Here is a 23184-nt window from a genome sequence, read left to right on the forward strand (position 1 = left end):
GGGTGACGCCCCGCGCACGCCGGGTGGCGTGCGCTCCGGCCTGGTTCTGGCGTGCCGTTAATCGGGTTCGTCGATTTTCACGCACAGCACATCACAGGTGCTGTTGCGCAAGACCGCGCGGGCGCTGGACCCGAAGAGTCCGAGAAAGCCGTGGCGGCCGCGACTGCCGATGACGACCAGGTCGATATTGAGATCGGTCGTCGCCTCATCGATGGTGCGTGCGGTCGGACCGACACGCACGAAGCGATCGCGGCTCGGCACATCCAGGCGTGCGCCGAGCAAGTCGAGTTCGCGCTGCGCCATCGTAAGCAGTTCCTCCTCGAGTTCGAGGGTGTCCGGCGCAGCCACGCCACCGGCGTAACCCACCGGGACATAATCCATGCTTGGGGGGATGTGTTCGACCACATGCAGCAGAAAGAGTCGTGCATTCATCAGGTCGCGCAGACGTTGGGCGCGGGCGATGACCGGCTCGCTTTCCCTCTCGAAGTCCACCGCGAGCAACAGGCGTTGATAGTCTTGGGTTTCCATCGGACACCTCACTGGGTCGGTGATGAGCAGTCAGTCAGCACTCGAAACGGGAGCTCAGACAGTGCCATGATCTGAGATCGGCCGCCTGCTCGCAGCCCGATGGATTCTCATCCAGCGCCTGTTCAGTAGCGTGCACGGCGACCCCGCGGTCGGCGCCACACCGCTCTCGTTCATTCAGAAGTGTAGACCAGAGGCTCACCGACCGGATCTCGGTTCAAGCGCATTCTCGTAGAGTTGGCTGCTGTGTTCGGCGAGACGCTCGATAGACCCGAGTAATTCGTTGGAAACCGCCACGAGGGTCTGGAGGAGTTCACGTGCCCGATCGCTCTCGCCCGAATCCACCTTGGTAGCGATCTGTCCGGCGAGCTGGTGGACGCGCTGATGCGCGCTGTCGATCGCGCGGAAATCAGGAAGGGTACCGAATCGGCGCCGACCAATTCCGCCATACCATTTTTGGAACGGACAGTGCGTGATCTCGAAGCGATCGGCCTGGACGATCTCCCCGCTCTCGATCGCCGCGGCGAGTGCCGTGACCCACCGGCGATGCATGATTCCCGAGATGACCAGAGTCGCGTCGCTGTCGGGGTACTGAAGGGGGGCGATGTGCTGCAGGGGACCCTCGCGGTTCCAGTCCTCGAGCCAGGATGGCAGCTCATGGGGCGGCATTGGTCGGGCAATCCCATACCCCTGTGCCTGATCACAATCGAGCTGACGCAGCGCCACCCAATCGTCGTCCGTTTCCAAACCCTCCGCGATCACGTCGCGATCGAAGGTCTTGGCGAGTCGGATAACGTACTGGACGACGCCGAGCGCGTGTGGGTCCTCTAGCATTTCGTTGACGAAACTCCGGTCGATCTTGAGGGTGTCGACCGGCAGGCGACGAAAGTAAGCCAACGATGAAAACCCAGTGCCGAAGTCGTCGAGCGCAATGCTGACACCCAAATCCTTGACATGCCGCAGGGATGAGACGGCGGCATCCATGTCTGCAATGGCGGTTGACTCGAGAATTTCGATTTGGAAATCGCGTGGATCGAGATTGGGGTGAAGGTTCAGCGCCGCGGCGAGCCAGTGGTGAAAATTCGGCATCAGCAGGTGTGCCGCGGGAAGATTGATGCTCACGGGGATCCGCAGTCCTGCCGCCTGCCAGGCGGTCATCTGTGCGAGGGCGTGCTCGATGACCCACTCACTGATCCGCAACTCGAGCTCGGTCCCATCCGCGAGAGAGAGGAAGGCCGCCGGGGCCAAGAGTCCTTCATCGGGGTGAAACCAGCGGATCAGGGCCTCGCTGCCCACCAGCCCACCCGTGGTGAGATCCACCTTCGGCTGATAGTAGAGGAGCAGTTCGTCGCGCTCGACTGCCTCCCGCAGCCGTTGCAGCTCGGTGATGCGGGTGACGAGCGCGCGTTGCTTCTCGACATTGAAATGCGAGAGCCGGCCGCGACCGAGATCCTTTGAGGCATACATGGCTTGCATGGCATGTCGCAGCAGGGTCTCGGCGTCGGTATCGTCCTCCGGAAAGACAGTCACCCCGAAACTGGCTGAAACCGAGATCGATTGGCCGCTGATCGCAATGGGTTGGGCGAAGGTTTTTGGCAGTCGTTCGATGACCAAGGCGACGGTGTCGGTTTTTTCGAACTCATCGAGCAGGATGGCGAATTCGTCGCCGCCGATCCGGGCCAAGGTGTCCTCGGGACGCAGTTGTGCACGCAACCGCACCGCGATCTCCGCTAAGAGCTGATCACCGACCGAACTTCCCACGCCAGCGTTGATCTGGCCAAAATAATCGAGATCCAGGAAGATCAGTGCGAGTTCGGCGTGCGTTCGGCGCGCCCGCGGCAGCGACTGATTCAAACGCTCGAGCAGCAGGGTGCGATTGGGCAGCCCCGTCAGACTGTCGTAATAGATGGCGCGAAACAGGGCCTCCTCGTGATCGCGCAAGTGACTCAAGTCACGGCCAATCGCGAGAATGCGCGCATCTGGGAGTCGTTGCGTGGTGAGATCGACCTCGCAGCGGGTCCCATCCTTACGTCGCAGCCGCCAGAGTCCCCGCGCTGGGGCTGGGTGCTCACGCATCCAAGAGAGATGTGCTCGGAGGCGCTCTTGATCCTCGGGAAAAACGAGGTCGTTGACACTCAGCCCCATCAGTTCGTCCAAACTGTGCCCGGTCATGGCCAGCGCGGCGGGATTGGCGTAGAGAAACCGTCCCTCATGGTGGCTCGTCCAGATCCCCTCCGCCGCGCCGTCGGTGATGGCGCGCAGATCGTGCTCAACCCGCTTCTGTTCGGTGATGTCGTGACCGATTCCCAGCAGGGCGAAGGGCTGACCCTCGGCATCGAAGATGGCAACCCGGGTCGCTTCGATCAGCTCGCGGTGCCCGTCCCGAGCAAAGGTCATCCAGGAGACGCTGGTGACGGGTTTGCCCTGCGTCAGGGCGGCCCGATCGAGCGCTTGGACCTCCGAGGCCATCTCCGGCTTGAGTAGGTCTGCATCAGACTGACCGAGGATGTCATGGCGCGCGGCCCCGATGAAGGCTTCGACCCGCGGATTGCAGGTGAGATACCGACCGGCGGGATCCTTCAACCAGACGAGATCCGGAAGGGTCTGGACCAGTGCCTCCAGATAGCGATGCTCTGTTTCCACGCGTTGACCCAGCGCAATGGCGCGGCGACGGGCGACCGAGAGTTTGCGGTTGGCTAGGGTCAGCCAGACCAGGAGGGCGAGGATGGCAAGAAAGAACAAAGGGGTGACGATGAAGGCGACCCGATGCTGTTCCCACAGATCCAGCAGCGCGATGGGCGGCAAATGTTCGAAGGGTGGCATGCGGTTTTGCCGCAGCAGCGTTTCCACGGAGCTGTAGTCGGCTGGAACCGTGAAGCCGATGATCTCGGCCGCCTGCGCCGCGGGATCGCTCGGTTCGAGCGCGAGCAAGGCGGCGGCGACCCGCCGTGCGGTCTCCTCGCCAGCGGAGGGCAGGGCGACGAACGGCCATTCCGGATACAGGTCGGTGGAGAGCGCGAAGGGGAAACCGGGCAGTGCCCGGGCCGCGAGGATCTTCACGGGTGAGTCAAGTCGCCCCTCGCGATCCATGTACTCGATGATGCCGGTGCGAACGAACCCCGCATCGACGGCTCCGGAGAGCACGGCCTCGACGACACGGTCATGCGGTTCGCCGAGGATCTCGAACCGGAGGTGATTGGGATGGACACCCTGATTGAGCAATTCAGCGAGCGGTGCCGCGAAGCCGCCGAGCAGCCGTTGACTCCCGATCGCAATGCGTTTCCCGCGCAATGCAGCGAGACTGTCGAGATCATCGCGATCAGCTCGGGTGAAGATCACGCCGCCGAGAACTGCGAGTGCATGTCCCGTCTCGGAGCGGACCAGGGTGGCGATCGCACCGCTCAAGACGCTATGCGTGCGGATAGCGATGTAGTTTGCGGGGTTCGTGAAGACAAAATCCAGCTCGCTGCGTTGCACGGCCTGTTCCAAGGACTCGGCGTCGAGGATGCGCAGGGCGATGCGGTGCGCGGGCAGTTTGGACTCAAGATAATCGGCGAGTGGTCGCCACTGTTCGATCAGCAGGGGCTCGGAGCGATAGGCGGAGATCCCGATCGTCAGCGTCTCGTCGCGCGGCATGGTTTGTGCCATGGCCGAAGAGGTCACACAAGCGAGCGCAACCGCGACTGCGGAGAGTGTCCTGATCCGCATCCTCTTCATGGTGCGATGTCCCGGCGTGGCAAAAAGGCAGCGCTGGTCAGATCGAGCAGGGGATCTGGGTGATCGAGCAGCCCGCTGGCGATCATGAAGGCCCCGATGCGCTCGGCGACGCTGTGCACCCGACCATCAGGACCGAGCAGCGCCCGATTGCTGTCGAGGCCTGGAAGCGTCAGATCGGAAAAGATCTCCGCCGCCTGTTGTCCGGTCACGCCGAGCCGTTCGGCCATGCTGAAGGCTGCGGTTTGCGGGTTCCGATGCTTGAAAGCCAGCGCACGGAAATGGGCCGCGATGAGCTCACGCAACGGGGTTCGCAACGGCCTCGGAAGATCCGTCCGCACGGCCAGGACATCGTAGATGGCTTCGGGAATCGAGCGACTGTCGAATAAACGCCGATAGCCCTGTGCCAACAGACGCGTGGCCTGGGGATGGTAGGTGATCACGGCCGCGAGCGGCCCATCTGCGAGCGCCCCATCTGTGAACGGGTTAGTGCGCGGGTCCACCACGAGGTGGACCACCTCGATCTCGTGCTCGCGCAAACCGGCTGTCGCCATCAGCTTCGACAGCATCAATGCCCCGACCGCCGTGGTCTCGACACCCACCCGGCGACCACGCAGGTCAGCGAGGGAGGCGATATCGGGTTGCGCGATCAGCATGTCGGCGCCAGCGGAGATGTTGAAGACCAGCACGATGGTTAAGGGGACACCCTGCGCCCGCGCGCTGAGGACCTCATCGAGTGTCAATCCCGCCCCCATGACCTCGCCGGCGACCAGTCGGTCGAGTGAGTCCGTCGCCGATGCGGTTTCGCGCAGTTCGACGCGCTCCGGGAGCCAGCCCCGCGCACGGGCGAGAAAGAGGAACTCATAACCCGGCCAGATATGGCTCGCGATCGTTAGTGTCGGTTGAAGATCGCAACTGATCGTGCCCGTCAGGAGGGGCAGGGCACCCAAGCCGATCAGGATGCGACGGCGTTTCATGCAATCCTCAGCGGTTCTTCTTCAACAGTTCGGCGAGGCCATCGAATGGGTTGTGGGTGGTCTGCTTCGCCGGGGCGCCACCAGGCGTGGTGCGCACTCCAGCACGTGCCGCGAGGTGTTCCTCGTACTTCTGGTGCTCGTTATCGTGGCAATAGACGCACAAGAGTTCCCAGTTGTGGCCGTCGGGTGGGTTATTGTCGTGGTTCATATCCTTATGATGAACCGTGAGTTCGCGCAGATTCTCGCGGGTAAAGCCGCGGGCACACCGACCGCAGACCCAGGGAAACAGTTTCAGCGCCTGTTCCCGATAACCGGCGGCGCGCTCTTCGCTTGCCTTGCGGGCATCGGCGACGACGCGGTCGAGTTTTGCGGTGTCGATTGGTTTGCCGGTCTTCGCATGGCGTGGTCCAGGTGCTGCCATGAGCAGGTTCTCCGCATCTAGTCTAGGATCATTGTCAATTCTAACTGTTACCAGGCCTCGCCGTATCCTGATGGTGAGGGATTGCGAATTGATGCGTCTCGCCGGCGTGTCGTTCGTTGCTTTTCAAGTTGTGGGGATCACCACCATGAATCCATTTGTCGAACTCTGGGGCGCCGTCTTGGCGGCGATCGCCGCGCTCGGGCTCCTGTGGTTCATCGTGCGAACCATACAACGCTCATCACGCGAGATTGCGGACACGCCAACGCTCTGGGTGGGTCGCGATTATGCGTGCCCAGCGTGCGCGCGACCCTTGCGTCAGGGTTGGGTTCTGATGGGGAAGGGGGCCATCTGGGCAGAGCGCGATCAGCGCCCGCTGAGTCCCTTTGTCCACATCGGCAACGCCATGCCCAACACGATCAGCATGTCGTGGCGGCCGGCGACCAATCTGGCCTGGCGTTGCGAGCACTGTGAGCTCCTGCTGATCGATCACAGTCGGCTGGTGGCGCGGCGGCGCGCGGCGCGCGCCACCGGGCCCGGTTGAGATCTGGTCCTCGGCACTCTGGTATCAGGGTTTCGGCTCCCGCGGAGATCCCAAAGCCCGGGGGGGGCCGCGCCTTCATTGAATCAGGTCCGTGATCATCCAATCCGTCCCCTGTCGTTGCAAGCGCACGTGCGTTGGGCCGTGACCGAGTTCACCGATGCGAATCACGAACTGATTGAAGGACTCGAAGAAGGCGAAATCGATCGCGGCGAGCAGATAGGGCGGGCTCTGGCCCGTGGCTTTGGTCACCGACTCGCGCAAGGTGTCGCGTACCCAAGGTAGGGTGATCGCCTGGTCCAGGGCGGAATCACCAAGCCGATCGACATTTTGACGGATCCATCCCATCACGCTGTCGGGGCTGCTGTCGGGGAAGACGCCATCGATTCCGGCGTTGACACGGGCCTTGTAGTTGGCGCGGATCGCCGTCAAGTCGACCATGGTTGCCAGGTGTGCCGTGCCCTCCTGGTTGATCGCCTCGTCGAGGCGAAAGACGGTGAAATAGGGCCAGATGCCATAGCCGAGTAACATGAACAGGAGCAGATAACCGAACAAGCGCATGATCCTTGAGTCCCGAATTGGTCGAGTGGATGCGCTGATTCTAGCCGGTCTGTCCGGGGTCGTTATAATCATGCATAGAGTGGGTGACTGTATTCCCAACCTCGAGGAGGTCAGCAGTGTCGAAGCGGCGGCAAGGGGCGCGCGGGAGGGCCGTGGCGGCGTGCATGGCGCGCGGTCCTGACAACGCCTGGCGAGCGGCGGAACCATGACGGTCAATGAGGGGCTGCGGACCTATCTTGTGGGCGGCGCGGTGCGTGATCGCCTCCTGGGCCGTGCGGTCGCCGAGCGTGACTTCGTGGTCGTGGGGTCCTCTGTCGACGACCTGCTTGCGCGCGGTTTTCGTCAGGTCGGCAAGGACTTTCCGGTCTTTCTCCATCCGCGGACCAAGGATGAATATGCCCTGGCGCGGACCGAGCGTAAAACCGCGCCCGGCTATCGTGGTTTTCAGGTGCATGCCGATCCGTCCGTCACGCTCGAGGAGGATCTGCAGCGGCGTGATCTGACCATTAATGCCTTGGCCGAGGATCCCAGCGGGGTTCTGATCGATCCCTTCGGCGGGCTTGCCGATTTGCGTGCCCGGGTCCTGCGGCATGTCTCGCCCGCATTTGCCGAGGACCCGGTTCGAATCCTGCGCGTGGCGCGATTCGCCGCGCGCTATGCCGACCTCGGGTTCACGATCGCCCCGGAGACGATGGCACTGATGCGGTCCATGGTCGCGGCGGGCGAAGTCGATGCGCTGGTGCCTGATCGCGTGTGGCAGGAATTGGCCCGGGCGCTCGGCGAAGACCGACCTTCGCGGTTCTTCGAGGAGCTGCGTGCCTGCGGTGCCTTGGCGCGACTGTTCCCAGAGCTCGATCGTCTCTGGGGGGTGCCGCAACCCCCCCAATGGCATCCCGAAATCGATACCGGCGTGCATGTGATGATGGTCACGGACATGGCGGCACGACTCTCGCCAGCCCTCGAGGTGCGTTTCGCCGCGCTCTGTCATGATCTGGGAAAGGGCACGACCCCAGCGGCGATCCTGCCCCGTCACAAGGGGCACGAGGAGCGGGGGGTGGCGCTGTTAGACGCGCTCTGCGCGCGTTACCCCGTCCCACTACGCTGCTGTGACCTCGCCCGCATCACGGCCCGCTATCACGGTCTTGTCCACAAGGTCGACGAGCTGCGGGCAACGACGGTCCTCAACATGATGGAGGGCTCGGACGCCCTGCGTCGACCACTGAGGTTCAACCAGATGTTGATCGCCTGTGAGGCGGATTTCAGGGGACGCACGGGCTATGCGGAGCGCGCCTATCCACAAGGCCAGCGGTTGCGGCGGTTGCACGCGGCGGTGCTTGCCGTCGATGCCGGCGCGGTCGCCCGCGCAACGCCCGTGCCAGCGCAGATCCCCACGCGGGTGCGCGAGGCACGCCTGAGCGCGCTCAAGGCGGCGATGCAGTCGCGCGCCTAGGCCGCGCTGGGGAGGATCATCGGATCGAGGCTTGGAGGATGTGCCCCTGGCCCTCACCATTTTCTGCATGCGTCGGGACAACCCGGACTCTCCCGCGGCGTGATCCGCCACCTGCTCGCAATGGGAATGAGACAATGATCAGCACCGGAACCTTGATGCTCGGCAAAGCACTCCTGACGGCGGGGGCCATCATGGGGTTTCTGCTCTGGCAGCTTCATGTGCTCCGCCGGATGAAGCGCGAGGATGCCGCGCGCAAGGCCGCACAGACGGCTGAAGCGGCGCCTGATGCCCCGATCCACCCATCAACTCGGACAACCGATCATGCCAACCGACCCTGACGCCCTGAGCCGCGCGCGCGCGGCTTGGCGCTATCGCGGACAGCAGCGCCCTGACTTTGCACTCGCCCCGGCGGCGGGTCAGGAGTCGGTCTGGGATTATCCCCGTCCACCGGCCTATGTCCCGGATGCCCGTCGGGTCGAGATCAAGGCTGGCGCCAGTCGTCTCGCTTACAGCGAGACCAGTCTTCGCGTGCTGGAGACCGGCAGTCCACCGAGCCTGTACCTGCCACCGGAGGCGGTCGAGCGGTCACGGCTCAGACCATCCGCACGGCGCAGCCTGTGTGAGTGGAAAGGGCAGGCACACTATTTCCATGTCGAGTCGGACAAGGGACTCATCGCCGATGCAGTCTGGTCTTATCCCAACCCCCTCGCGGGCGCCGAGTCCCTCGCCGGTTGGTTTGCCTTCTATCCAGCCCTCCTGGATTGTCGCCTCGGCGGTGAGCGGGTGCGGGCGCAGGCCGGCGGCTTCTACGGCGGCTGGATCACCTCCGAGATCGTTGGGCCCTTCAAGGGGGATCCTGGGACGGCGCACTGGTAACGCGACCCGGACACCCCATCACCCCTGGTCTGCTGTCAGGAGGCATCCCGTGCAACCGACGCTCGCTCCAAGGCCCGGGCGCCGCAGGGGCGGACAGGTCACGCTAGTGCCGGTCCCCCTGCTAAAATTTTGACCTCGCAAACCAACTCCGTATAATGCGCGATTCCCTGCAAAACGGGGAACTCCTTGCCTCACCAGGGTGCAACCGCATCGTCGTGGGAGGCTATTAAACCGGAAGGAGCATTCATGCGCCATTATGAAGTCGTTTTCATGGTTCACCCCAGCCAAAGCGAGCAAGTCGCGAGCATGGTTGAACGCTACCAGGCCAATCTCGAAAAGCGCGGCGGCGTGGTCCATCGTTTCGAGGACTGGGGGCGGCGCCCGCTGGCCTACCCGATCAATAAGGTGCATAAAGCACATTATGTGCTCATGAACATCGAGTGCGATCAAGCGGCCATCGACGAGCTTGAGAGCGCGTTCCGCTTCAATGATGCCGTGTTGCGTAACCTGATCATTCGCCGCGACGAAGCCGTGACCGACCCCTCGCCCTTGATGCGCAGCGGTGAGGAGCGCGAGCGCCCGGAAGGGAGTGAGGGCGGCGCTCGCCGTGATGACTCCGAACGCGGTGAGCGTGGTCGACGCAGCGACAACGACAGCGACAGCGACTCCGACAACGATTGATGCCAGGAACGAACCATGGAATCGAATACCTCACGTTTCTTTCGCCGTAAGCGCTACTGCCGATTCACCGCCGAAGGCATTACGGAGATCGACTACAAGGACCTGAATCTGCTCAAGGCCTATGTCAGCGAGTCCGGTAAGATCGTCCCCAGTCGGATCACCGGAACCTCGGCCAAGTACCAGCGCCAACTCGCTCAAGCGGTCAAGCGCGCGCGCTATCTGGCGTTGTTGCCCTATACCGACGGGCATTGATCCGGGCCATGGCGAGGCGTGGCGGCGGGTCGACGCGGTTGCGCGGAGGTGACCTGGTGCGCATGGCTGCAGTGGGTCGACCCCGGTGAGGGCCATTGCGACCTTCGTGATGCGGGGTCCGTCCCAGGCGGCCTTGATCGCTGCGGTCACCGCCTTATTGTCGATCCTGATTCCCCCCTTGGGGCTTCTGAGCGCGGCCTCGGTCGGTTTGGTGACATTGCGTGCAGGCCCGCGACAGGGCTTGATCGTGTGTGGGATGGCCGCCGTCGGTATGGCCGTGTTGTCCTGGTTGGCGCTCGGCTCACCCTTACCCGCCATCGGTGTCCTCATGATGCTCTGGGTGCCGATCCTGGGACTGGCGACGCTCCTGCGCATGACCCGATCACTTGCCCTCGCGGTTCAGACTGCTGGCATGCTGGGTGTGCTTGTTCTGCTCGGTGTCACCCTCGGGCTGGGCGACCCCGCCGTGGCGTGGGCAGGACTCCTCGAACCCTTCCGCGAGGTGTTGGTGCGGGATGGCGCCATTAGCGAGGAGGCGAGTGCGGCTCTGTTCGGTGAGTTGGCGCGCTGGATGACCGGGGCCTTTGCCGCCGCGCTCGTCGCACAGCTCCTGTTTGGCTTGTTCATCGCCCGCTGGTGGCAGGCGCTCCTCTACAACCCTGGCGGGTTCGGCGAGGAATTTAGGGCCTTACGTCTGAGTTCGCTGCTGGGCGTCGTGACACTCTTGCTCCTGGCCGTGCTGCCTTTCATCGATGGGGTTGGCCTGGCCGCGAATCTATTGCTCGTCCTGGGTCTGTTGATGTTGATGCAGGGGATCGCGGTGGTGCATCAGATCCGCGCCCTGAAACAAGGTCGACCGCTCTGGTTGGTGGGCTTCTACGGCTTGCTGGTGTTGTTCATGCCACAGAGCCTCCTGCTGGTTGCCTCGGTTGGCCTGGTCGATCTCTGGGCTGACATCCGGGCGCGGATCGCGGCGCGTGCGTCGCAGGGTCCGGGCGGCGGTGGCACGGCGGACTGAACACGGATTTCGGCTGTCTCGCCTTCGGCTGCAGGTCGACTGGAGCGCCCTGTGGATGGCGCTGGTGAGCACGAGCCGCGGATCACATCGAATCGTAATGAGAGGATTACTGACGTGGAAATCATCCTGCTGAAGAATGTTGGGCGGCTGGGTTCGCTGGGCGAGAAGGTCGCCGTGCGCGCGGGCTACGGCCGCAATTATCTCATCCCCTATGGTTACGCCGTGCCGGCAACCGCGGCCAACCTCGAGGCATTCGAGGCCCGGCGGGCGGAGCTTGAGGCCGAAGCGGCCGAGCATCTCGACGCGGCACGAACCCGCGCTGAGCGGATCGAGGGAATGAGCTTCACCATTGCGCGCAAGGCTGGGGAGCAAGGTCGTCTCTTTGGCTCAGTAGGCGCCGGTGATATCGCTGAAGCCGTCACCGCGGCAGGGTTCGCTCTCACTAAGCAAGAGGTGCGCCTGCCGAGTGGTCCCATCCGGGCGGCGGGCGAATATGAGGTGACGCTCCATCTGCATCCCGAAGTGAACACCACCATCAAGGTGGATGTGGTTCCAGAGGACTGATCCCCCCTCACCTGGGCCGCTCGCGAGCGGCCCAGATTTGGCGTTTGGTCATCCGTGACGGCACCGACCGCCGCGCCGCCGGGACCTTTCCTGCACCGCCCGAGGCGTTCGCGGCCTGCTCGGCGCCAAATGCGCTCGCCGCCTCACGGATCATTGGGTCTCAGCATTCGAGGCAGCTGCCTCGATGGCCCACACCACCCCTGTGTCCAGAACACCGCCGTCCCGAGGAACGCCATGCTCGACGCGGATGTCCAAGGCGCCGATTTCGATGGGATGCGCATCCCACCGCATAATCTGCACGCCGAGCAATCCTTACTCGGCGGTCTCATGCTGGACAACAGCACCTGGGACCGAATTGCCGACATGGTCACGGAGCGTGACTTGTATCGGCGTGAGCATCGCCTGATCTTCCGCGCCATCGCCAAACTGGCCGCGGAGGATCAACCCTTCGATCTGGTCACGCTCGCCGAGACGCTCGAACGCTCCGAGCAATTGGTCGACGCCGGCGGACTCCCCTATCTCGGGACCATCGCGAACGAAACGCCCACCGCGGCGAATATCCAGGCCTACGCCAAGATCGTTCGCCAGACCTCGGTGTTGCGTCAATTGATCGCGGCCGGGACCGACATCGCCGACAGTGCCTACAATCCACTTGGACGGGATGCCGCGGAATTGCTCGATGCCGCGGAGCGGCGCGTGTTCGAGATCGCCGAGCAGGAAGCGCGCGGCGGTGGTGGATTTCAGCCCATCAAGACCTTGCTCGGGCGTGCGGTGGAGCGGATCGACGCGCTCTATCAACGCGATGAACCCATTACGGGTTTGGCGACTGGGTTCACCGATTTCGACGCCATGACCTCCGGCTTGCAGCCGGCGGACCTGATCATCGTCGCGGGTCGGCCATCCATGGGGAAGACCTCATTCGCGATGAACATGGCCGAGCATGTGGCCATTCAGTCGAAGCGCCCGGTTGCGGTCTTCAGCATGGAAATGCCCGGGGATTCCTTGGCGATGCGCATGATGTCCTCGCTCGGTCGGATCGACCAGCACCGCGTCCGCACCGGGCGGCTCGAGGATGATGAGTGGCCGCGCCTGACCTCCGCGGTGAATATTCTGGCCGGTGCCTCCATGTTCATCGACGACACTCCCGCGCTCTCGCCCACCGAAGTCCGGGCGCGGGCGCGTCGGCTCAAACGGGATCAGGATGATCTCGGACTGATCGTGCTGGACTATATTCAGCTCATGCAAGCACCTGGCGTCGGCGAGAACCGCGCGACGGAAATCTCCGCCATCTCCCGTTCGCTCAAGGCGCTGGCCAAGGAACTGAATGTCCCCGTGGTCGCGCTCTCGCAGCTCAATCGCAGTCTCGAGCAGCGGCCGAACAAACGCCCGGTGATGTCTGATCTCAGGGAATCGGGTGCCATCGAACAGGACGCGGACCTCATCGTCTTCATCTATCGTGACGAGGTCTATCATGAGGACACCAAGGATAAAGGGGTCGCCGAGATCATCATCGCAAAACAGCGCAATGGACCGATCGGGACGACCCGGCTGACCTTTCTCGGGAAATACACCAAGTTCGAGAACTACATCGGCAACTACTATGGTGAGACGGGCGGCTGAGCGGACGCTCCGCCCAGGGTCATGGCGTCCTGGCCATGCAGCCGATTGCGCTCTCCTGATCGCGGGGAATGCCTGCCGACGCACGGACAGCTCCGTGCGTCGGACGTCAAAGCCTCAGTGCGTCATCACCGCCGCGCTCGTCGCGCCGACCGTCATCCCGTCCGATTCGAAGCGCAGCAGGATGCGATGCGCCGCCGGGTCGAAGTCGATTGGCTCACCTTTCCCTGTTGCGAACACGCTGTAGAAGAGCGTCTCCCCAGCGGCCACGATTCGGTTCAGTGCGCTGCTGTCACAGGAGAGCCAATTCCCCGCTGCATCGGTTTCGCAGACGGTCAGGTTCAGTGGCAGATCAAGCCCCCGGGTGTCGGCGCTGACCCGGAGCTCTCCCATCGGGCCGAGATTGATCGCCGCCGTCGCGAAGACGCCAATGCCTGCCGCGCCGTTGAGACGCACCACACCGTCGCCACTCGGTGTCACGCCGATGGCGAGCAGATCCGGCGGGGCGCTGTCCATTGCCGTGAGCGTCAAGGTATTGACAAAACTTTGGCTCGGTGCCCATCCGGCATTCTCACACTTGAACAGCAGTGGGATGTCCGTGGTTGCAAGCGGACCGGTCGGGGTGATCGAGAAGACGAAGCCTTGGCTGGCATCGGGTGGGAGATCGACGGGTGTATTCGGGATGCCAACAGGCCGATTCTCCGCGTCAGTCGCCTGATAGATGAAGGTCGCCGCGATCTCCTCTGGTAAACCGATCGAGCAGCCCTCGGCGGTTGCGGAACCGGTGTTGATCAGGTTAGCAAACGCACTTGCTGGTTGGCCGACCGCGACGGCCCTAGCGGCAGGCAGCACCGCGGCAAAGAGCACGGGACGATAGGTCCAAAGCACTGCCTCCTGCGTCCCCGCCGTTGGATTGAATACCGAACCCACGATGACAAGGTTACCGGCCCGATCGGCTTCGAGCGCCATCGCTTCGGCAAAATTGTACGGCTCGGGCAGCAGCGCGGAGAGGTCGATCGGATTGGCGTGGTCGGCGAGATTCCAGAGGACCGCGCGCTTGGAGTCATCGCTCTCATCCGGATACATGGTCCCCACGACCCAGGGGCCGTCGATCGCAAAGGCGTAGGAGGCGTCCATGTCCCGCGGATGAAGATCGATCGCACCCTCGGCCGTTCCGTGCCAAACGACCGCGTGATCGACCAGATATTCCGGGCTGTAGTAACCCACCTGGCGTCCGTTGTTGATGCCATAGGCAACGGATTCCAGTGATCCGGTCGGGTTGAGATTCACGACACTGTCGGCGCTTCCAGACCATAACATCGCCTGATGTCGCCCATCTAACGCATAGGAACCGACTTGTTGGCCAGGATCGGTCGCGGTGGCACCATCGATGCCCCAAACGATCGACTCTCGGCATTCCTCCCCAAAATGCAAAATCGTCGGTAGCCCATCCGGGACAGCCGCGGCATTCCAGATGGCGGCATGATAGACCCCTGGTACGGTCGGATCTTCCGTACGGCAGGGAAAGCGCACTTCACCAGCTTGCCAGCCGTTGTCGAGCGCGCGGACAACCCCGCCTTGATAGCTCAGCGAGGTATCGGTCAATAGGGTCAGTTGTGACTCCGGACTCCCTTCCCAGAGGGATGCGGCCATACCGATAAAGCCCCCCTGCTGATCGTGATCGATCGCGTAGGCGGTCGAGAGAAAGGGTGACAAGCGGATCAAACTGTCTGCCGATCCGTGCCAGAGTGCCGCGGTCGGGTTCTGGTCATAGCCCTCGCCAATCTTGATCACAACCCCGACTTGCCGCCCATTGGAGACCCCGAGCGCACGAGAGTGATCGGCTCCCTCAGGATGGAGGTTAATGAGAGAGAGCTGCTCCGGGGCGATGTTCAGCGCCAGCGAGGGTGCTGAGCTGAGAGCCAAGGCCATGGCTCCGATCGAAAGACGGCAGGACGTTGAAAGAACGTCGTTCATTGATGGACTCCCGGTCTGAACTGGCGCCGACATCTGGTCGACCCGAATGCAGTGGGGCGCGCTGACGACGCGACTGGATCGACCACCTTTTGGTTCCACGCGGCTCGTGGGGATCAGACGCCCTCATCCGGTCAATGGACAGGATCGATGGAACCGCATGGCTGCGAGTACAGATCCTAGCGCCAAGGGTTCGACGCCAGCCAGCACTGGGTGCTCTGCTGATGGGTCGAATGTGCTCTGCACCTTGGTGTCTTGGTGTGACCTTGTGCTGATCACTCGTCGCGGGGTGACCGGGAGCCGATTCAGGACCACGCGGGCACGTCTACGCGGGCACGTCTACGCGGGCACGTCTACTGGAACCGGAGGCTGATGCAGACGCTGGGGTCGCGCACGGGCGCGAAACTCACCGGGTGGCATGCCGACTTGGCGTTGGAAGGCGGAAATGAAATTTTGGCAGTGGTCATAGCCGAGTTGGAAGGCGATCTCCTTGAGTGAGTGTGTGTCGGCCCGGAGCAGGGCACGCGCATACTCCATGCGCCATTGCCCTAAACACTGGATCACACTCCCGCCATAACACTCACGAAACAGATGATTGAGTTTGCGCTGCGAAAGCCCGAGCGAGCGGGCTAGCTCATGAACGAGTGGTGGGTGTCCAAGGTTGGCTCTGAGGATGTCACGTGCTTGTTGCGCGCGCTGACGGTCGCGCGCGCTCGATCCTCTGATCGGGTGCCCGGGGATCGCCGGCTGATGCCAGGCAGCGAGAACATAGGATATGAGTTCCAAGGTCTTGGCCGTGAGGAAGAGGCGCGAGAGCGTGTTCGGCAGGTGATGATGCATGATCTCCATGCAGATGCGTTGCAGGGTCGCGTTCATCGCGATCGAATCATGAATCGTTGGCCAGGCGTCTGGGGTCTTGATGAAGGCCAGGCGATCGCCGAGCGGCTGATCGACGAAGAGCATGCGTAACTGCGAGGCCGTCACCAACACCGCCAGTCGGCTGTTGAATTCTCCGACGGGGTTGTGATGCTCACACGGTTCGCCTGAATGCTCGATACTCAACAACCCTTGCCGGGGCGTTTCGATGACAGTCGTGCCAGAGGCCGTGAGGATGCGGGTGGTGCCGGCGAGTGGTAGACGCAGTTCGATGTAAGGCTCCGGCAGCGAGAGGTAGCCTGAGATCACGCCCGGGCGGTACCAAATGCCCTGATGTGCGAACAGGCCGAGTCCTTCCGCAATCGGCGCGAACGCCAACTGCTGCTCGCCCGCGCAAGAGGGTAAGGCGAGTTGCTCACCAATGTAGGAGGCCCCAGGTCCGTCATCCAGCGGGAGCCATTCGGCGACGTAAGGGGAGGTTTCCTCGCCGCCGATGGCGCGACAGACATCCGGTCGCTGAACGGGGTCAGGGGTGATGACATGATCGTTAGCCGCAGTTGTTCTCGTCACCAATCGAGGATCTCCGGTCAAGCTCGCACGTCATGGCGCCGCGGATCGTTGCATTTTACAACGATCTGCCGCTCCAACGGCCGCTAGAACCAGCGGCGATGAGGTGCGCCTCCTGGCGTTAGAATGGCGTCCATTCAGTGTGCCTGGATGCCTCGCGATGAGTAGCCGGAAACCCCGCTCGAGTTATGTCTGTCACGCCTGTGGTTCCAGTCAACCGAAATGGGCGGGGCAATGCCCGGACTGTGGGGCCTGGAACAGTCTGGTGGAGACCACCCTGGATGTACGCCCAAGCGCGCGAGGCGGCTATGCGGGGTCGGCCGGGGCCGCGCGCGTGGAATGTTTGGCCACTGTCTGCCCCGAGCAGCAGGTACGGATCGCCAGCGGGATCGCGGAACTTGACCGGGTCCTCGGTGGGGGGCTGGTCCTCGGATCGGTGATCCTGATCGGCGGCGATCCCGGCATCGGAAAATCCACCTTGTTGCTCCAAGCCAGCGCCGCACTGTCGCGGACGCTCCCGGTGCTCTACGTTAGTGGCGAAGAGTCGCCCCAGCAGATTGGTCTGCGGGCGCAGCGACTGGGCGTGGCTGAGAACGACATTCGCTTGCTCGCCGAGACCCAGGTCGAGGTGATCCTCGCTACCGCCGCGCGGGAGCGACCGCGCGTGCTCATCGTCGATTCCATCCAAACCCTCTTCACCGACACGCTCCATGCGGCACCCGGTTCGGTGTCACAGGTGCGCGAATCAGCGGCTCGGCTGGTGCGGTTTGCCAAGCAAGAGGACACGGTCGTCTTCTTGGTTGGCCACGTGACTAAGGATGGTGCGCTAGCCGGTCCGCGCGTCTTGGAGCATATGGTGGATACGGTGCTTTACTTCGAGGGTGAATCCGGAGGGACGTTCCGGTTGATCCGCTCGATCAAAAACCGGTTCGGCGCGGTGCACGAACTGGGGGTCTTCGCCATGGGTGACCGCGGTCTGCGCGAGGTCAAAAACCCATCGGCCATCTTTCTCTCACGTCACGACCAGCCCGTCCCGGGAAGCCTTGTGATGGTCACGCGCGAAGGGACTCGCCCCCTGTTGGTTGAGGTTCAGGCACTGGTCGACGAGAGTCCGTTGGCGAATCCCCGGCGGGTTGCCCTGGGGCTGGATGCGAATCGTCTCGCGATGCTGCTCGCCGTGCTGCATCGTCACGGTGGGGTGGCCATGTTCAATCAAGACGTTTTCGTCAATGTCGTTGGAGGGGTCCGCATCACGGAGACCGCGGTCGATTTGCCGCTCATCTTGGCAGTCCTCTCGAGCTACCGGGATCGCCCCCTGCCGCTCGACCTCGCGGTGTTTGGCGAGGTCGGCTTATCCGGCGAGGTGCGGCCGGTTCCGAATGGTCCCGACCGGCTGCGCGAGGCGGTGAAGCATGGGATGCGCCGTGCGATCGTGCCGGCTGGGAACGTTCCCAAGGAAGGGGTCGAAGGGTTGACGATCACCGCTGTGCGCACGCTCGGTGAGGCCCTGGATGCGCTCGCTGAAGACGGGCGTTGAGGCCGCGCACCGGGCGTTCTTCTTGCTGCCCTGTGATGTCGGTTCGTGACCTGCTCCGCCTCAGGTACGGGTGAAACACCAGGGGTTGGTCCAGATCAGCGCAGCGGCGCATGGGTTGCCTGCATAGCCTTCAATCCACGGCGCCACGCTCGGTTCCGAGTGCGCGCGCCTTGCGTGCGGCGCGGGCAACGACCTTCACGGTTTTAACCCCATTGTCGGCCGTCTGCAGGATCTCGATCGGACGTTCGTTGAGCTTGAGACTCGTCCCCGGTTCCGGGATCGCCTCAAGATACTCCAGGATCAGGCCATTTAAGGTCTTGGGTCCACCGGTTGGGAGATCCCAGCGTAATGCCCGATTGAGATCACGCACCGTGATACTGCCATCGATCAGCAGGCTGCCGTCCTCGGTGCGATGGATCTCCGGGATGCTGTCAGCGGGATCCGTGGTGAATTCACCCACGATCTCCTCGAGCAAGTCCGTCAAGGTGATCAGCCCCAGGAAGTCACCATACTCATCCACGACCAACCCGACTCGTCGTTTGCCCCGCTGGAAGTTCAGCAGTTGTTGATACAGACGGGTGCCTTCGGGGACATAGTAGGGCGCGCGTGCGATGGCGCGAAGCTGTGCCTTGAGTTGTTCTTTCTCAAGCCCCTGGCGCAACATCACGTGCAGTGCGTGCTTGGCGTGAAAGACCCCGATCACGTTATCGATGCCCCCATCGAACAGGGGCATGCGCGTGTAGCTCGCATTGCGAATGGCGTGCAGGATCTCCTCCTCGCTATCCTGTAGGTCGATCCCCTCCACCTCGTTGCGGGGGATCATGATGTCCTGAACCGTGGCGTGTTCCAGATCGAGAATCCCCAAGAGCATGGAGCGACTGCGCTCCGGGATCATGGCGCCGGCCTCGTTCACCACGGTCCGCAGTTCCTCCCGGCTCAGGGCGGTTCCCTGGCTGTCGTTAGGGCTGATGCCCATCAGTTTCAGGAGCCCGTTGGTGAAGAGATTGACGAACCAGACGATCGGGTAAAGCAGCTTGAGTAAGGGTCCGTAGATCAAGGACGCCGGAAACGCAAGCCGCTCAGGATGGAGGGTCGCATACGTTTTAGGCGTGACCTCGGCGAAGATCAGGATCACGAGCGTCAGGAGACCGGCGGCGATCCCGATCGCCGCCTCGCCGCCGAGCCGCAAGGCAATGATGGTCGCCAACGACGAGGCCATGATATTGACGAAGTTGTTCCCGAGCAGGATGAGTCCGATCAATCGGTCGGGTCGCTCGAGTAGGGTGCGGGCGCGGCGCGCACCCTGGTGGCCCTGATCGGCGAGGTGGCGCAGCCGATAGCGATTGAGCGTCAACAAGGCCGTCTCCGAACCGGAGAAGAAGGCCGACAGGGCAATCAAGCAGATGAGTGCAAGGAAGAGGGCGGTTAGCGAAAGATCGTCCACCGTGTTCTCGAAGGCTCGCGATGGCTGGGGCGTCTGGTCAGTATACGCGACCCGCCGGCGAGAAGGCGGTGCTTGCGTCGCGTGCGCTTGGGCCGTTGCCTCCACACGGCCGTGGTGGATCCACTCAAGGCTTGCGCTTGGTGGTGGCTCGGGCATAATCGGCGCCTTTTTGATGGGGGGCCGAGATGTTCAAGAATGTCCGTTTCTACCGCTTGGGGAGCCCATTTGGCCTCGCCGCCGACGAACTGGAGACGGCCCTTACCGCCGCTCGCTTCCGTCCCTGTGGTCCGATCGAGACCGCCACCATCGGTTGGTCACCACCGCTCGGCGACAGTTCTACGGCACTGGTCCATGCGGTATCGGGTTGTTTCTTGATGTGTGCGCGCAAACAGGAGCGCCTGTTGCCGGCCGCCGCCATCACCGAGGCGCTTGAGGAGCGCGTCGCCGACCTCGAGAACGCCGAGGCTCGCGATGTTGGGCGTGCCGAACGAAGGCGTCTGCGCGAACAGGTCATGAGTGAGATGTTGCCGCGCGCCTTCACCCGCTCGCGGCGGACCCTGCTCTATGTCGACACCCAGGCGGGCTGGCTGGTGGTCGATGCGGCGAGCGACCGACAAGCGGAGGATGTGATCTCGCTGCTGCGCGAGACCATCGAGACGCTGCCGGCACGTCCACCGGCGCCGCGTCGTGAGCCACCGCGCGTGCTGACGGCGTGGCTCTTGAACGGCGATGCGCCACCGGACGTCGTGATCGGTGATGCCTGTGAGCTCCGCGATGCGAACGACACCGCGAGCTTGATCCGCTGTCGTGGTCAAGATCTGGCGAGCGACGAGATCCTCGCGCATCTGCGCGCCGGCAAGCAGGTCTTGAAGCTCGCCGTGAACTGGGACGACCGGCTCGATTTCGTGTTGGCCGAAGACCTTTCCTTGAAACGTTTGCGCATCACGGACGCCCTGCTCGCGGACCTGGACGATGGGGATCTCGAGCCGGCCGCGCGCCTGGATGCCGAGTTGGCGATCCTCGCACTCCAACTCCGCGAACTGATCGCGCGCTTGGATGCCCTGTTCGGGCTCGTTGCCGATGGGGAGGTGGCCGCAACAGCAGCGGACGCCAAGACACCCGCACCCGCACCAGCACCCCAGGACCTGGAGGCCACCCCGCAAGCGCCTCGTGCGGGTGGCGAAACGCCCCCCTGGGAAGACTGAACCCGGGTCGGCGCGGGTTTAGCAATCGCGCATGGCCGCAAGCGTCGGGCTCCGTCAGGATCCCGCAACCCGGCACGAGACGTGCCGATCGTGGCCGGAAGCGGGATCGCGGTCGGTCAATCCGCTGGCATCCTCGAACGATCGCTCGACCCCGCGGCATCCGTGGTGCGGCGATGTTGCAGGAAGAAACGCAACATCTCACGACTGGCATCAGGGCCACGCGCATCCGTATAGGAACCGGTGGGACTGCCACCGGACCAGGCGTGTCCGAGCCCGTGCAGCAGCCAGTGCTCGAGCCACACGCGCCCCTGCGGATCACGAAAGCGTCGGCGGCGGTAGCGGATTCCCGCGGCACTCACGCCATGCTCGAGGGTTTCACGCAACCCGACCCCGCCTGTGACTTGGGCGATGATGTGCTCGGCATTGAGCGGATTCACCAGGGCGTCGTGGTCGCCATGAAAGACGATGCACGGGCGCGGCCGATCCCGCGGGATCGGGTCGGCGGCGGGCAGTCTGTCCGGTGTGATGCCATGGGCGGTGGTGGCGTCGACACCCTCGCGCATCGCCCGCATGGCGCTGGGCAGGTCTTGCGCGACCCCATGGGGCATACCGGAGTGAATGCCGATTGCCGCGTAGAGATCGGGATAGGCGAGGCCGAGGATCAGCGCGGTGGCGGCCCCCGCCGAGAGCCCGGCAACATAAACGCGCTCGGGATCGACGTTCAGTTCCTCGATCAATTCTCGTGTGATCCCGGCGAGCAGGGCCGGTTCGCCATGGTCGCGTTCCTGGTGTTCGGGACGAAACCAATTCCAGCAGTGCGTGGCGTTCGCGGATTCGGATTGTTCCGGATAGGCGATGAAGGCCAACTGCTCCTCGGCGAGGGAATTCATCCCGGTCCCGGCGGCAAAGTCATCGGCTGATTGGCTGCAGCCGTGCAGCATCAGCACCAGCGGCAGCGGCTCGCCGTGGGTCCCACTCGGGCGATAGAGTCGATAGGGAAGGGTGCCCGCGGCACCGCGATAGAGCCGCCGCTCGAAGTGGGCGCCCGGCGGAACCGGTGGCGGTGGCACGGGCGCGAACGGCGACCCTGGATGCCGTCGTTGCGCACCGACACCGCGCCGGATCCGTTGGAGCATCCCGAGCAGGGGGACGCTGTCGCCACGGGATCGATCCGGCTCTTCGAAGGGTTCAACAGCGGGGGTGGATGGCGCGGCACCCCGGCTGTCCGTCCGCGGGGGGCGGTCCTCCGCCGCGCTGTCGGTCTGGTCTGCGGCAGGCTCGCCGCGCAGGAGCGCCATGGCCTCGCGCAGCCGGCCCAAGCGGGTGAGGCGTGTGACCTCGGCGAAGTCCACCGGCGGTTTCGGACTCATACCCGGTAGAAGCCACGATACCATTCGACGAAGCGGGCGACCCCTTCGGCAACCGGCGTGGCGGGGCAATATCCCGTATCACGGACCAGATCGGCGACATCGGCATAGGTGTCGGGGACATCGCCTGGTTGCAGGGGGAGGAGGTTCATCTCGGCCTTGCGGCCCAGCGCCACCTCAAGCAGACGGATGTACTCCATCAATTCGACGGGCGTGTTGTTGCCGATGTTGTAGATCTTGTAGGGCGCGCGACTGGTTGCCGGGTCGGGTTGCGCACTGGACCAGTCCGGGTCGCCGTTGGGCACACGATCGAGCACGCGGATCACGCCCTCGACGATGTCATCGATGAAGGTGAAATCGCGTCGGTGCTTGCCATAGTTGAAGACCTCGATCGGCTCGCCAGCGAGGATGGCCCGGGTGAACTTGAATAGGGCCATGTCCGGGCGTCCCCAGGGTCCGTAGACGGTGAAGAAGCGCAAACCGGTGGTTGGCAGTCGGTAGAGATGGCTGTAGGTGTGGGCCATCAATTCATTCGCCTTCTTGCTCGCGGCATAAAGGCTGACGGGATGATCGACGTTGTGATGAACCGAGAAGGGCATGACGGTGTTGGCGCCATAGACCGAGCTGCTTGAGGCATAGACCAGGTGCTCGACCGCGTTGTGCCGACACCCTTCGAGGATGTGCGCGAAGCCCGTGAGGTTGGTGTTGACATAGGCCATCGGATTCTCGATCGAGTAGCGCACCCCGGCCTGGGCCGCGAGGTGCACGACCCGCGCTGGGCGGTGCAAGGCGAAGAGCTCGCGCAGGCGCTCGCCGTCCTCGATATCGACCCGCTCGTCGACGAATCCCGCCATCGAGCGCGTGCGCGCGAGTCGTGCCTCCTTGAGGGCGACGTCATAATAATCGTTGAGATTGTCGATGCCGATGACCTCGTCCCCACGCGCGAGGAGCCGCAAGGATAGGGCCGAGCCGATAAAACCGGCACTGCCGGTCACCATGACTTTCATCTGCGCTCCTCCG

21 protein-coding genes are annotated in these 23184 nt (G+C 63.5%); 11 read left to right on the top strand and 10 right to left on the bottom strand.

Annotated elements, in window-relative coordinates; all coding sequences use genetic code 11:
* Positions 1–57 precede the first annotated feature (57 nt).
* From CKO25_RS12345 to CKO25_RS12360, 4 genes are all read right to left on the bottom strand, one after another.
* On the bottom strand, positions 58–528 hold the full coding sequence (locus CKO25_RS12345; RefSeq protein WP_200388233.1) for a universal stress protein: 471 nt from the start codon (positions 526–528) through the stop codon (positions 58–60).
* Between the two features lie 195 nt (positions 529–723).
* Positions 724–4173 (bottom strand): EAL domain-containing protein, encoded by a 3450-nt coding sequence (locus tag CKO25_RS12350; RefSeq protein ID WP_200388234.1) that lies wholly within the window; start codon positions 4171–4173, stop codon positions 724–726.
* A 65-nt stretch (positions 4174–4238) separates the two neighbouring features.
* Entirely contained in the window at positions 4239–5216 is a 978-nt protein-coding gene (locus tag CKO25_RS12355) for an ABC transporter substrate-binding protein (protein ID WP_200388235.1), read from the bottom strand.
* A 7-nt stretch (positions 5217–5223) separates the two neighbouring features.
* Positions 5224–5637 (bottom strand): YajD family HNH nuclease, encoded by a 414-nt coding sequence (locus tag CKO25_RS12360; RefSeq protein WP_200388236.1) that lies wholly within the window; start codon positions 5635–5637, stop codon positions 5224–5226.
* A gap of 145 nt (positions 5638–5782) precedes the next feature.
* Here CKO25_RS12360 and CKO25_RS12365 point away from each other — a divergent pair, with 145 nt between their 5' ends.
* On the top strand, positions 5783–6178 hold the full coding sequence (locus tag CKO25_RS12365; RefSeq protein WP_200388237.1) for a PF20097 family protein: 396 nt from the start codon (positions 5783–5785) through the stop codon (positions 6176–6178).
* 75 nt (positions 6179–6253) lie between these two features.
* On the opposite strand, the gene CKO25_RS12370 is transcribed toward CKO25_RS12365, so the two are convergent.
* Positions 6254–6736: a DUF2939 domain-containing protein gene (locus CKO25_RS12370; protein WP_200388238.1), complete on the bottom strand. Its 483-nt coding sequence runs from the start codon at positions 6734–6736 to the stop codon at positions 6254–6256.
* A gap of 205 nt (positions 6737–6941) precedes the next feature.
* On the opposite strand from CKO25_RS12370, the gene CKO25_RS12375 reads away from it, so the two are divergent.
* From CKO25_RS12375 to dnaB, 8 genes are all read left to right on the top strand, one after another.
* On the top strand, positions 6942–8186 hold the full coding sequence (locus tag CKO25_RS12375) for a multifunctional CCA addition/repair protein (protein ID WP_200388239.1): 1245 nt from the start codon (positions 6942–6944) through the stop codon (positions 8184–8186).
* A gap of 134 nt (positions 8187–8320) precedes the next feature.
* Entirely contained in the window at positions 8321–8524 is a 204-nt protein-coding gene (locus tag CKO25_RS12380; protein ID WP_200388240.1) for a hypothetical protein, read from the top strand.
* Positions 8508–9062, top strand: a complete 555-nt coding sequence (locus CKO25_RS12385) for a DUF427 domain-containing protein (protein WP_200388241.1) — start codon at positions 8508–8510, stop codon at positions 9060–9062. Before CKO25_RS12380 ends, CKO25_RS12385 begins: the two co-directional genes overlap by 17 nt.
* Before the next feature lie 246 nt (positions 9063–9308).
* Positions 9309–9743 (top strand): 30S ribosomal protein S6, encoded by a 435-nt coding sequence (rpsF, locus tag CKO25_RS12390; protein WP_200388242.1) that lies wholly within the window; start codon positions 9309–9311, stop codon positions 9741–9743.
* Between the two features lie 15 nt (positions 9744–9758).
* Positions 9759–9995: a 30S ribosomal protein S18 gene (gene rpsR / locus CKO25_RS12395; RefSeq protein WP_200388243.1), complete on the top strand. Its 237-nt coding sequence runs from the start codon at positions 9759–9761 to the stop codon at positions 9993–9995.
* 85 nt (positions 9996–10080) lie between these two features.
* Positions 10081–11013: a hypothetical protein gene (locus CKO25_RS12400; RefSeq protein WP_200388244.1), complete on the top strand. Its 933-nt coding sequence runs from the start codon at positions 10081–10083 to the stop codon at positions 11011–11013.
* Positions 11014–11127: 114 nt separating this feature from the next.
* Entirely contained in the window at positions 11128–11577 is a 450-nt protein-coding gene (gene rplI / locus CKO25_RS12405) for a 50S ribosomal protein L9 (protein WP_200388245.1), read from the top strand.
* A 234-nt stretch (positions 11578–11811) separates the two neighbouring features.
* Complete coding sequence (gene dnaB, locus CKO25_RS12410) at positions 11812–13197, top strand: replicative DNA helicase (protein WP_200388246.1); 1386 nt, start codon at positions 11812–11814, stop codon at positions 13195–13197.
* Between the two features lie 114 nt (positions 13198–13311).
* On the opposite strand, the gene CKO25_RS12415 is transcribed toward dnaB, so the two are convergent.
* Entirely contained in the window at positions 13312–15171 is a 1860-nt protein-coding gene (locus CKO25_RS12415) for a hypothetical protein (RefSeq protein WP_200388247.1), read from the bottom strand.
* 336 nt (positions 15172–15507) lie between these two features.
* Positions 15508–16614, bottom strand: coding sequence for a helix-turn-helix domain-containing protein (locus CKO25_RS21805; protein WP_200388248.1), 1107 nt, complete (start codon positions 16612–16614; stop codon positions 15508–15510).
* Positions 16615–16771: 157 nt separating this feature from the next.
* On the opposite strand from CKO25_RS21805, the gene radA reads away from it, so the two are divergent.
* Entirely contained in the window at positions 16772–18148 is a 1377-nt protein-coding gene (radA, locus tag CKO25_RS12425; RefSeq protein WP_200388249.1) for a DNA repair protein RadA, read from the top strand.
* A 130-nt stretch (positions 18149–18278) separates the two neighbouring features.
* On the opposite strand, the gene CKO25_RS12430 is transcribed toward radA, so the two are convergent.
* Entirely contained in the window at positions 18279–19592 is a 1314-nt protein-coding gene (locus CKO25_RS12430; RefSeq protein ID WP_200388250.1) for a CNNM domain-containing protein, read from the bottom strand.
* Positions 19593–19777: 185 nt separating this feature from the next.
* Here CKO25_RS12430 and CKO25_RS12435 point away from each other — a divergent pair, with 185 nt between their 5' ends.
* A complete protein-coding gene (locus tag CKO25_RS12435; protein WP_200388251.1) occupies positions 19778–20797 on the top strand; it encodes a recombination-associated protein RdgC in 1020 nt (339 codons plus the stop codon).
* Between the two features lie 116 nt (positions 20798–20913).
* Here the strand turns inward: CKO25_RS12435 and CKO25_RS12440 are convergent, their stop codons facing one another.
* Positions 20914–22167, bottom strand: a complete 1254-nt coding sequence (locus tag CKO25_RS12440; protein ID WP_200388252.1) for an extracellular catalytic domain type 1 short-chain-length polyhydroxyalkanoate depolymerase — start codon at positions 22165–22167, stop codon at positions 20914–20916.
* On the bottom strand, positions 22164–23171 hold the full coding sequence (locus CKO25_RS12445) for an NAD-dependent epimerase (protein WP_200388253.1): 1008 nt from the start codon (positions 23169–23171) through the stop codon (positions 22164–22166). The genes CKO25_RS12440 and CKO25_RS12445 overlap by 4 nt, the downstream gene beginning before the upstream one ends.
* Between the last annotated feature and the right edge of the window lie 13 nt (positions 23172–23184).

Origin of the sequence: Thiocapsa imhoffii (assembly GCF_016583985.1) — a bacterium.
Classification (GTDB): domain Bacteria; phylum Pseudomonadota; class Gammaproteobacteria; order Chromatiales; family Chromatiaceae; genus Thiocapsa; species Thiocapsa imhoffii.

Bases quoted from the DNA above. Each gene is read 5' to 3' on its own strand.
- CKO25_RS12345 (WP_200388233.1), bottom strand. From the start codon at position 528: ATGGAAACCCAAGACTATCAACGCCTGTTGCTCGCGGTGGACTTCGAG.
- CKO25_RS12350 (WP_200388234.1), bottom strand. From the start codon at position 4,173: ATGGCACAAACCATGCCGCGCGACGAGACGCTGACGATCGGGATCTCC.
- CKO25_RS12355 (WP_200388235.1), bottom strand. From the start codon at position 5,216: ATGAAACGCCGTCGCATCCTGATCGGCTTGGGTGCCCTGCCCCTCCTG.
- CKO25_RS12360 (WP_200388236.1), bottom strand. From the start codon at position 5,637: ATGGCAGCACCTGGACCACGCCATGCGAAGACCGGCAAACCAATCGAC.
- CKO25_RS12365 (WP_200388237.1), top strand. From the start codon at position 5,783: ATGAATCCATTTGTCGAACTCTGGGGCGCCGTCTTGGCGGCGATCGCC.
- CKO25_RS12370 (WP_200388238.1), bottom strand. From the start codon at position 6,736: ATGCGCTTGTTCGGTTATCTGCTCCTGTTCATGTTACTCGGCTATGGC.
- CKO25_RS12375 (WP_200388239.1), top strand. From the start codon at position 6,942: ATGACGGTCAATGAGGGGCTGCGGACCTATCTTGTGGGCGGCGCGGTG.
- CKO25_RS12380 (WP_200388240.1), top strand. From the start codon at position 8,321: ATGATCAGCACCGGAACCTTGATGCTCGGCAAAGCACTCCTGACGGCG.
- CKO25_RS12385 (WP_200388241.1), top strand. From the start codon at position 8,508: ATGCCAACCGACCCTGACGCCCTGAGCCGCGCGCGCGCGGCTTGGCGC.
- rpsF (WP_200388242.1), top strand. From the start codon at position 9,309: ATGCGCCATTATGAAGTCGTTTTCATGGTTCACCCCAGCCAAAGCGAG.
- rpsR (WP_200388243.1), top strand. From the start codon at position 9,759: ATGGAATCGAATACCTCACGTTTCTTTCGCCGTAAGCGCTACTGCCGA.
- dnaB (WP_200388246.1), top strand. From the start codon at position 11,812: ATGCTCGACGCGGATGTCCAAGGCGCCGATTTCGATGGGATGCGCATC.
- CKO25_RS12415 (WP_200388247.1), bottom strand. From the start codon at position 15,171: ATGAACGACGTTCTTTCAACGTCCTGCCGTCTTTCGATCGGAGCCATG.
- radA (WP_200388249.1), top strand. From the start codon at position 16,772: ATGAGTAGCCGGAAACCCCGCTCGAGTTATGTCTGTCACGCCTGTGGT.
- CKO25_RS12435 (WP_200388251.1), top strand. From the start codon at position 19,778: ATGTTCAAGAATGTCCGTTTCTACCGCTTGGGGAGCCCATTTGGCCTC.
- CKO25_RS12440 (WP_200388252.1), bottom strand. From the start codon at position 22,167: ATGAGTCCGAAACCGCCGGTGGACTTCGCCGAGGTCACACGCCTCACC.
- CKO25_RS12445 (WP_200388253.1), bottom strand. From the start codon at position 23,171: ATGAAAGTCATGGTGACCGGCAGTGCCGGTTTTATCGGCTCGGCCCTA.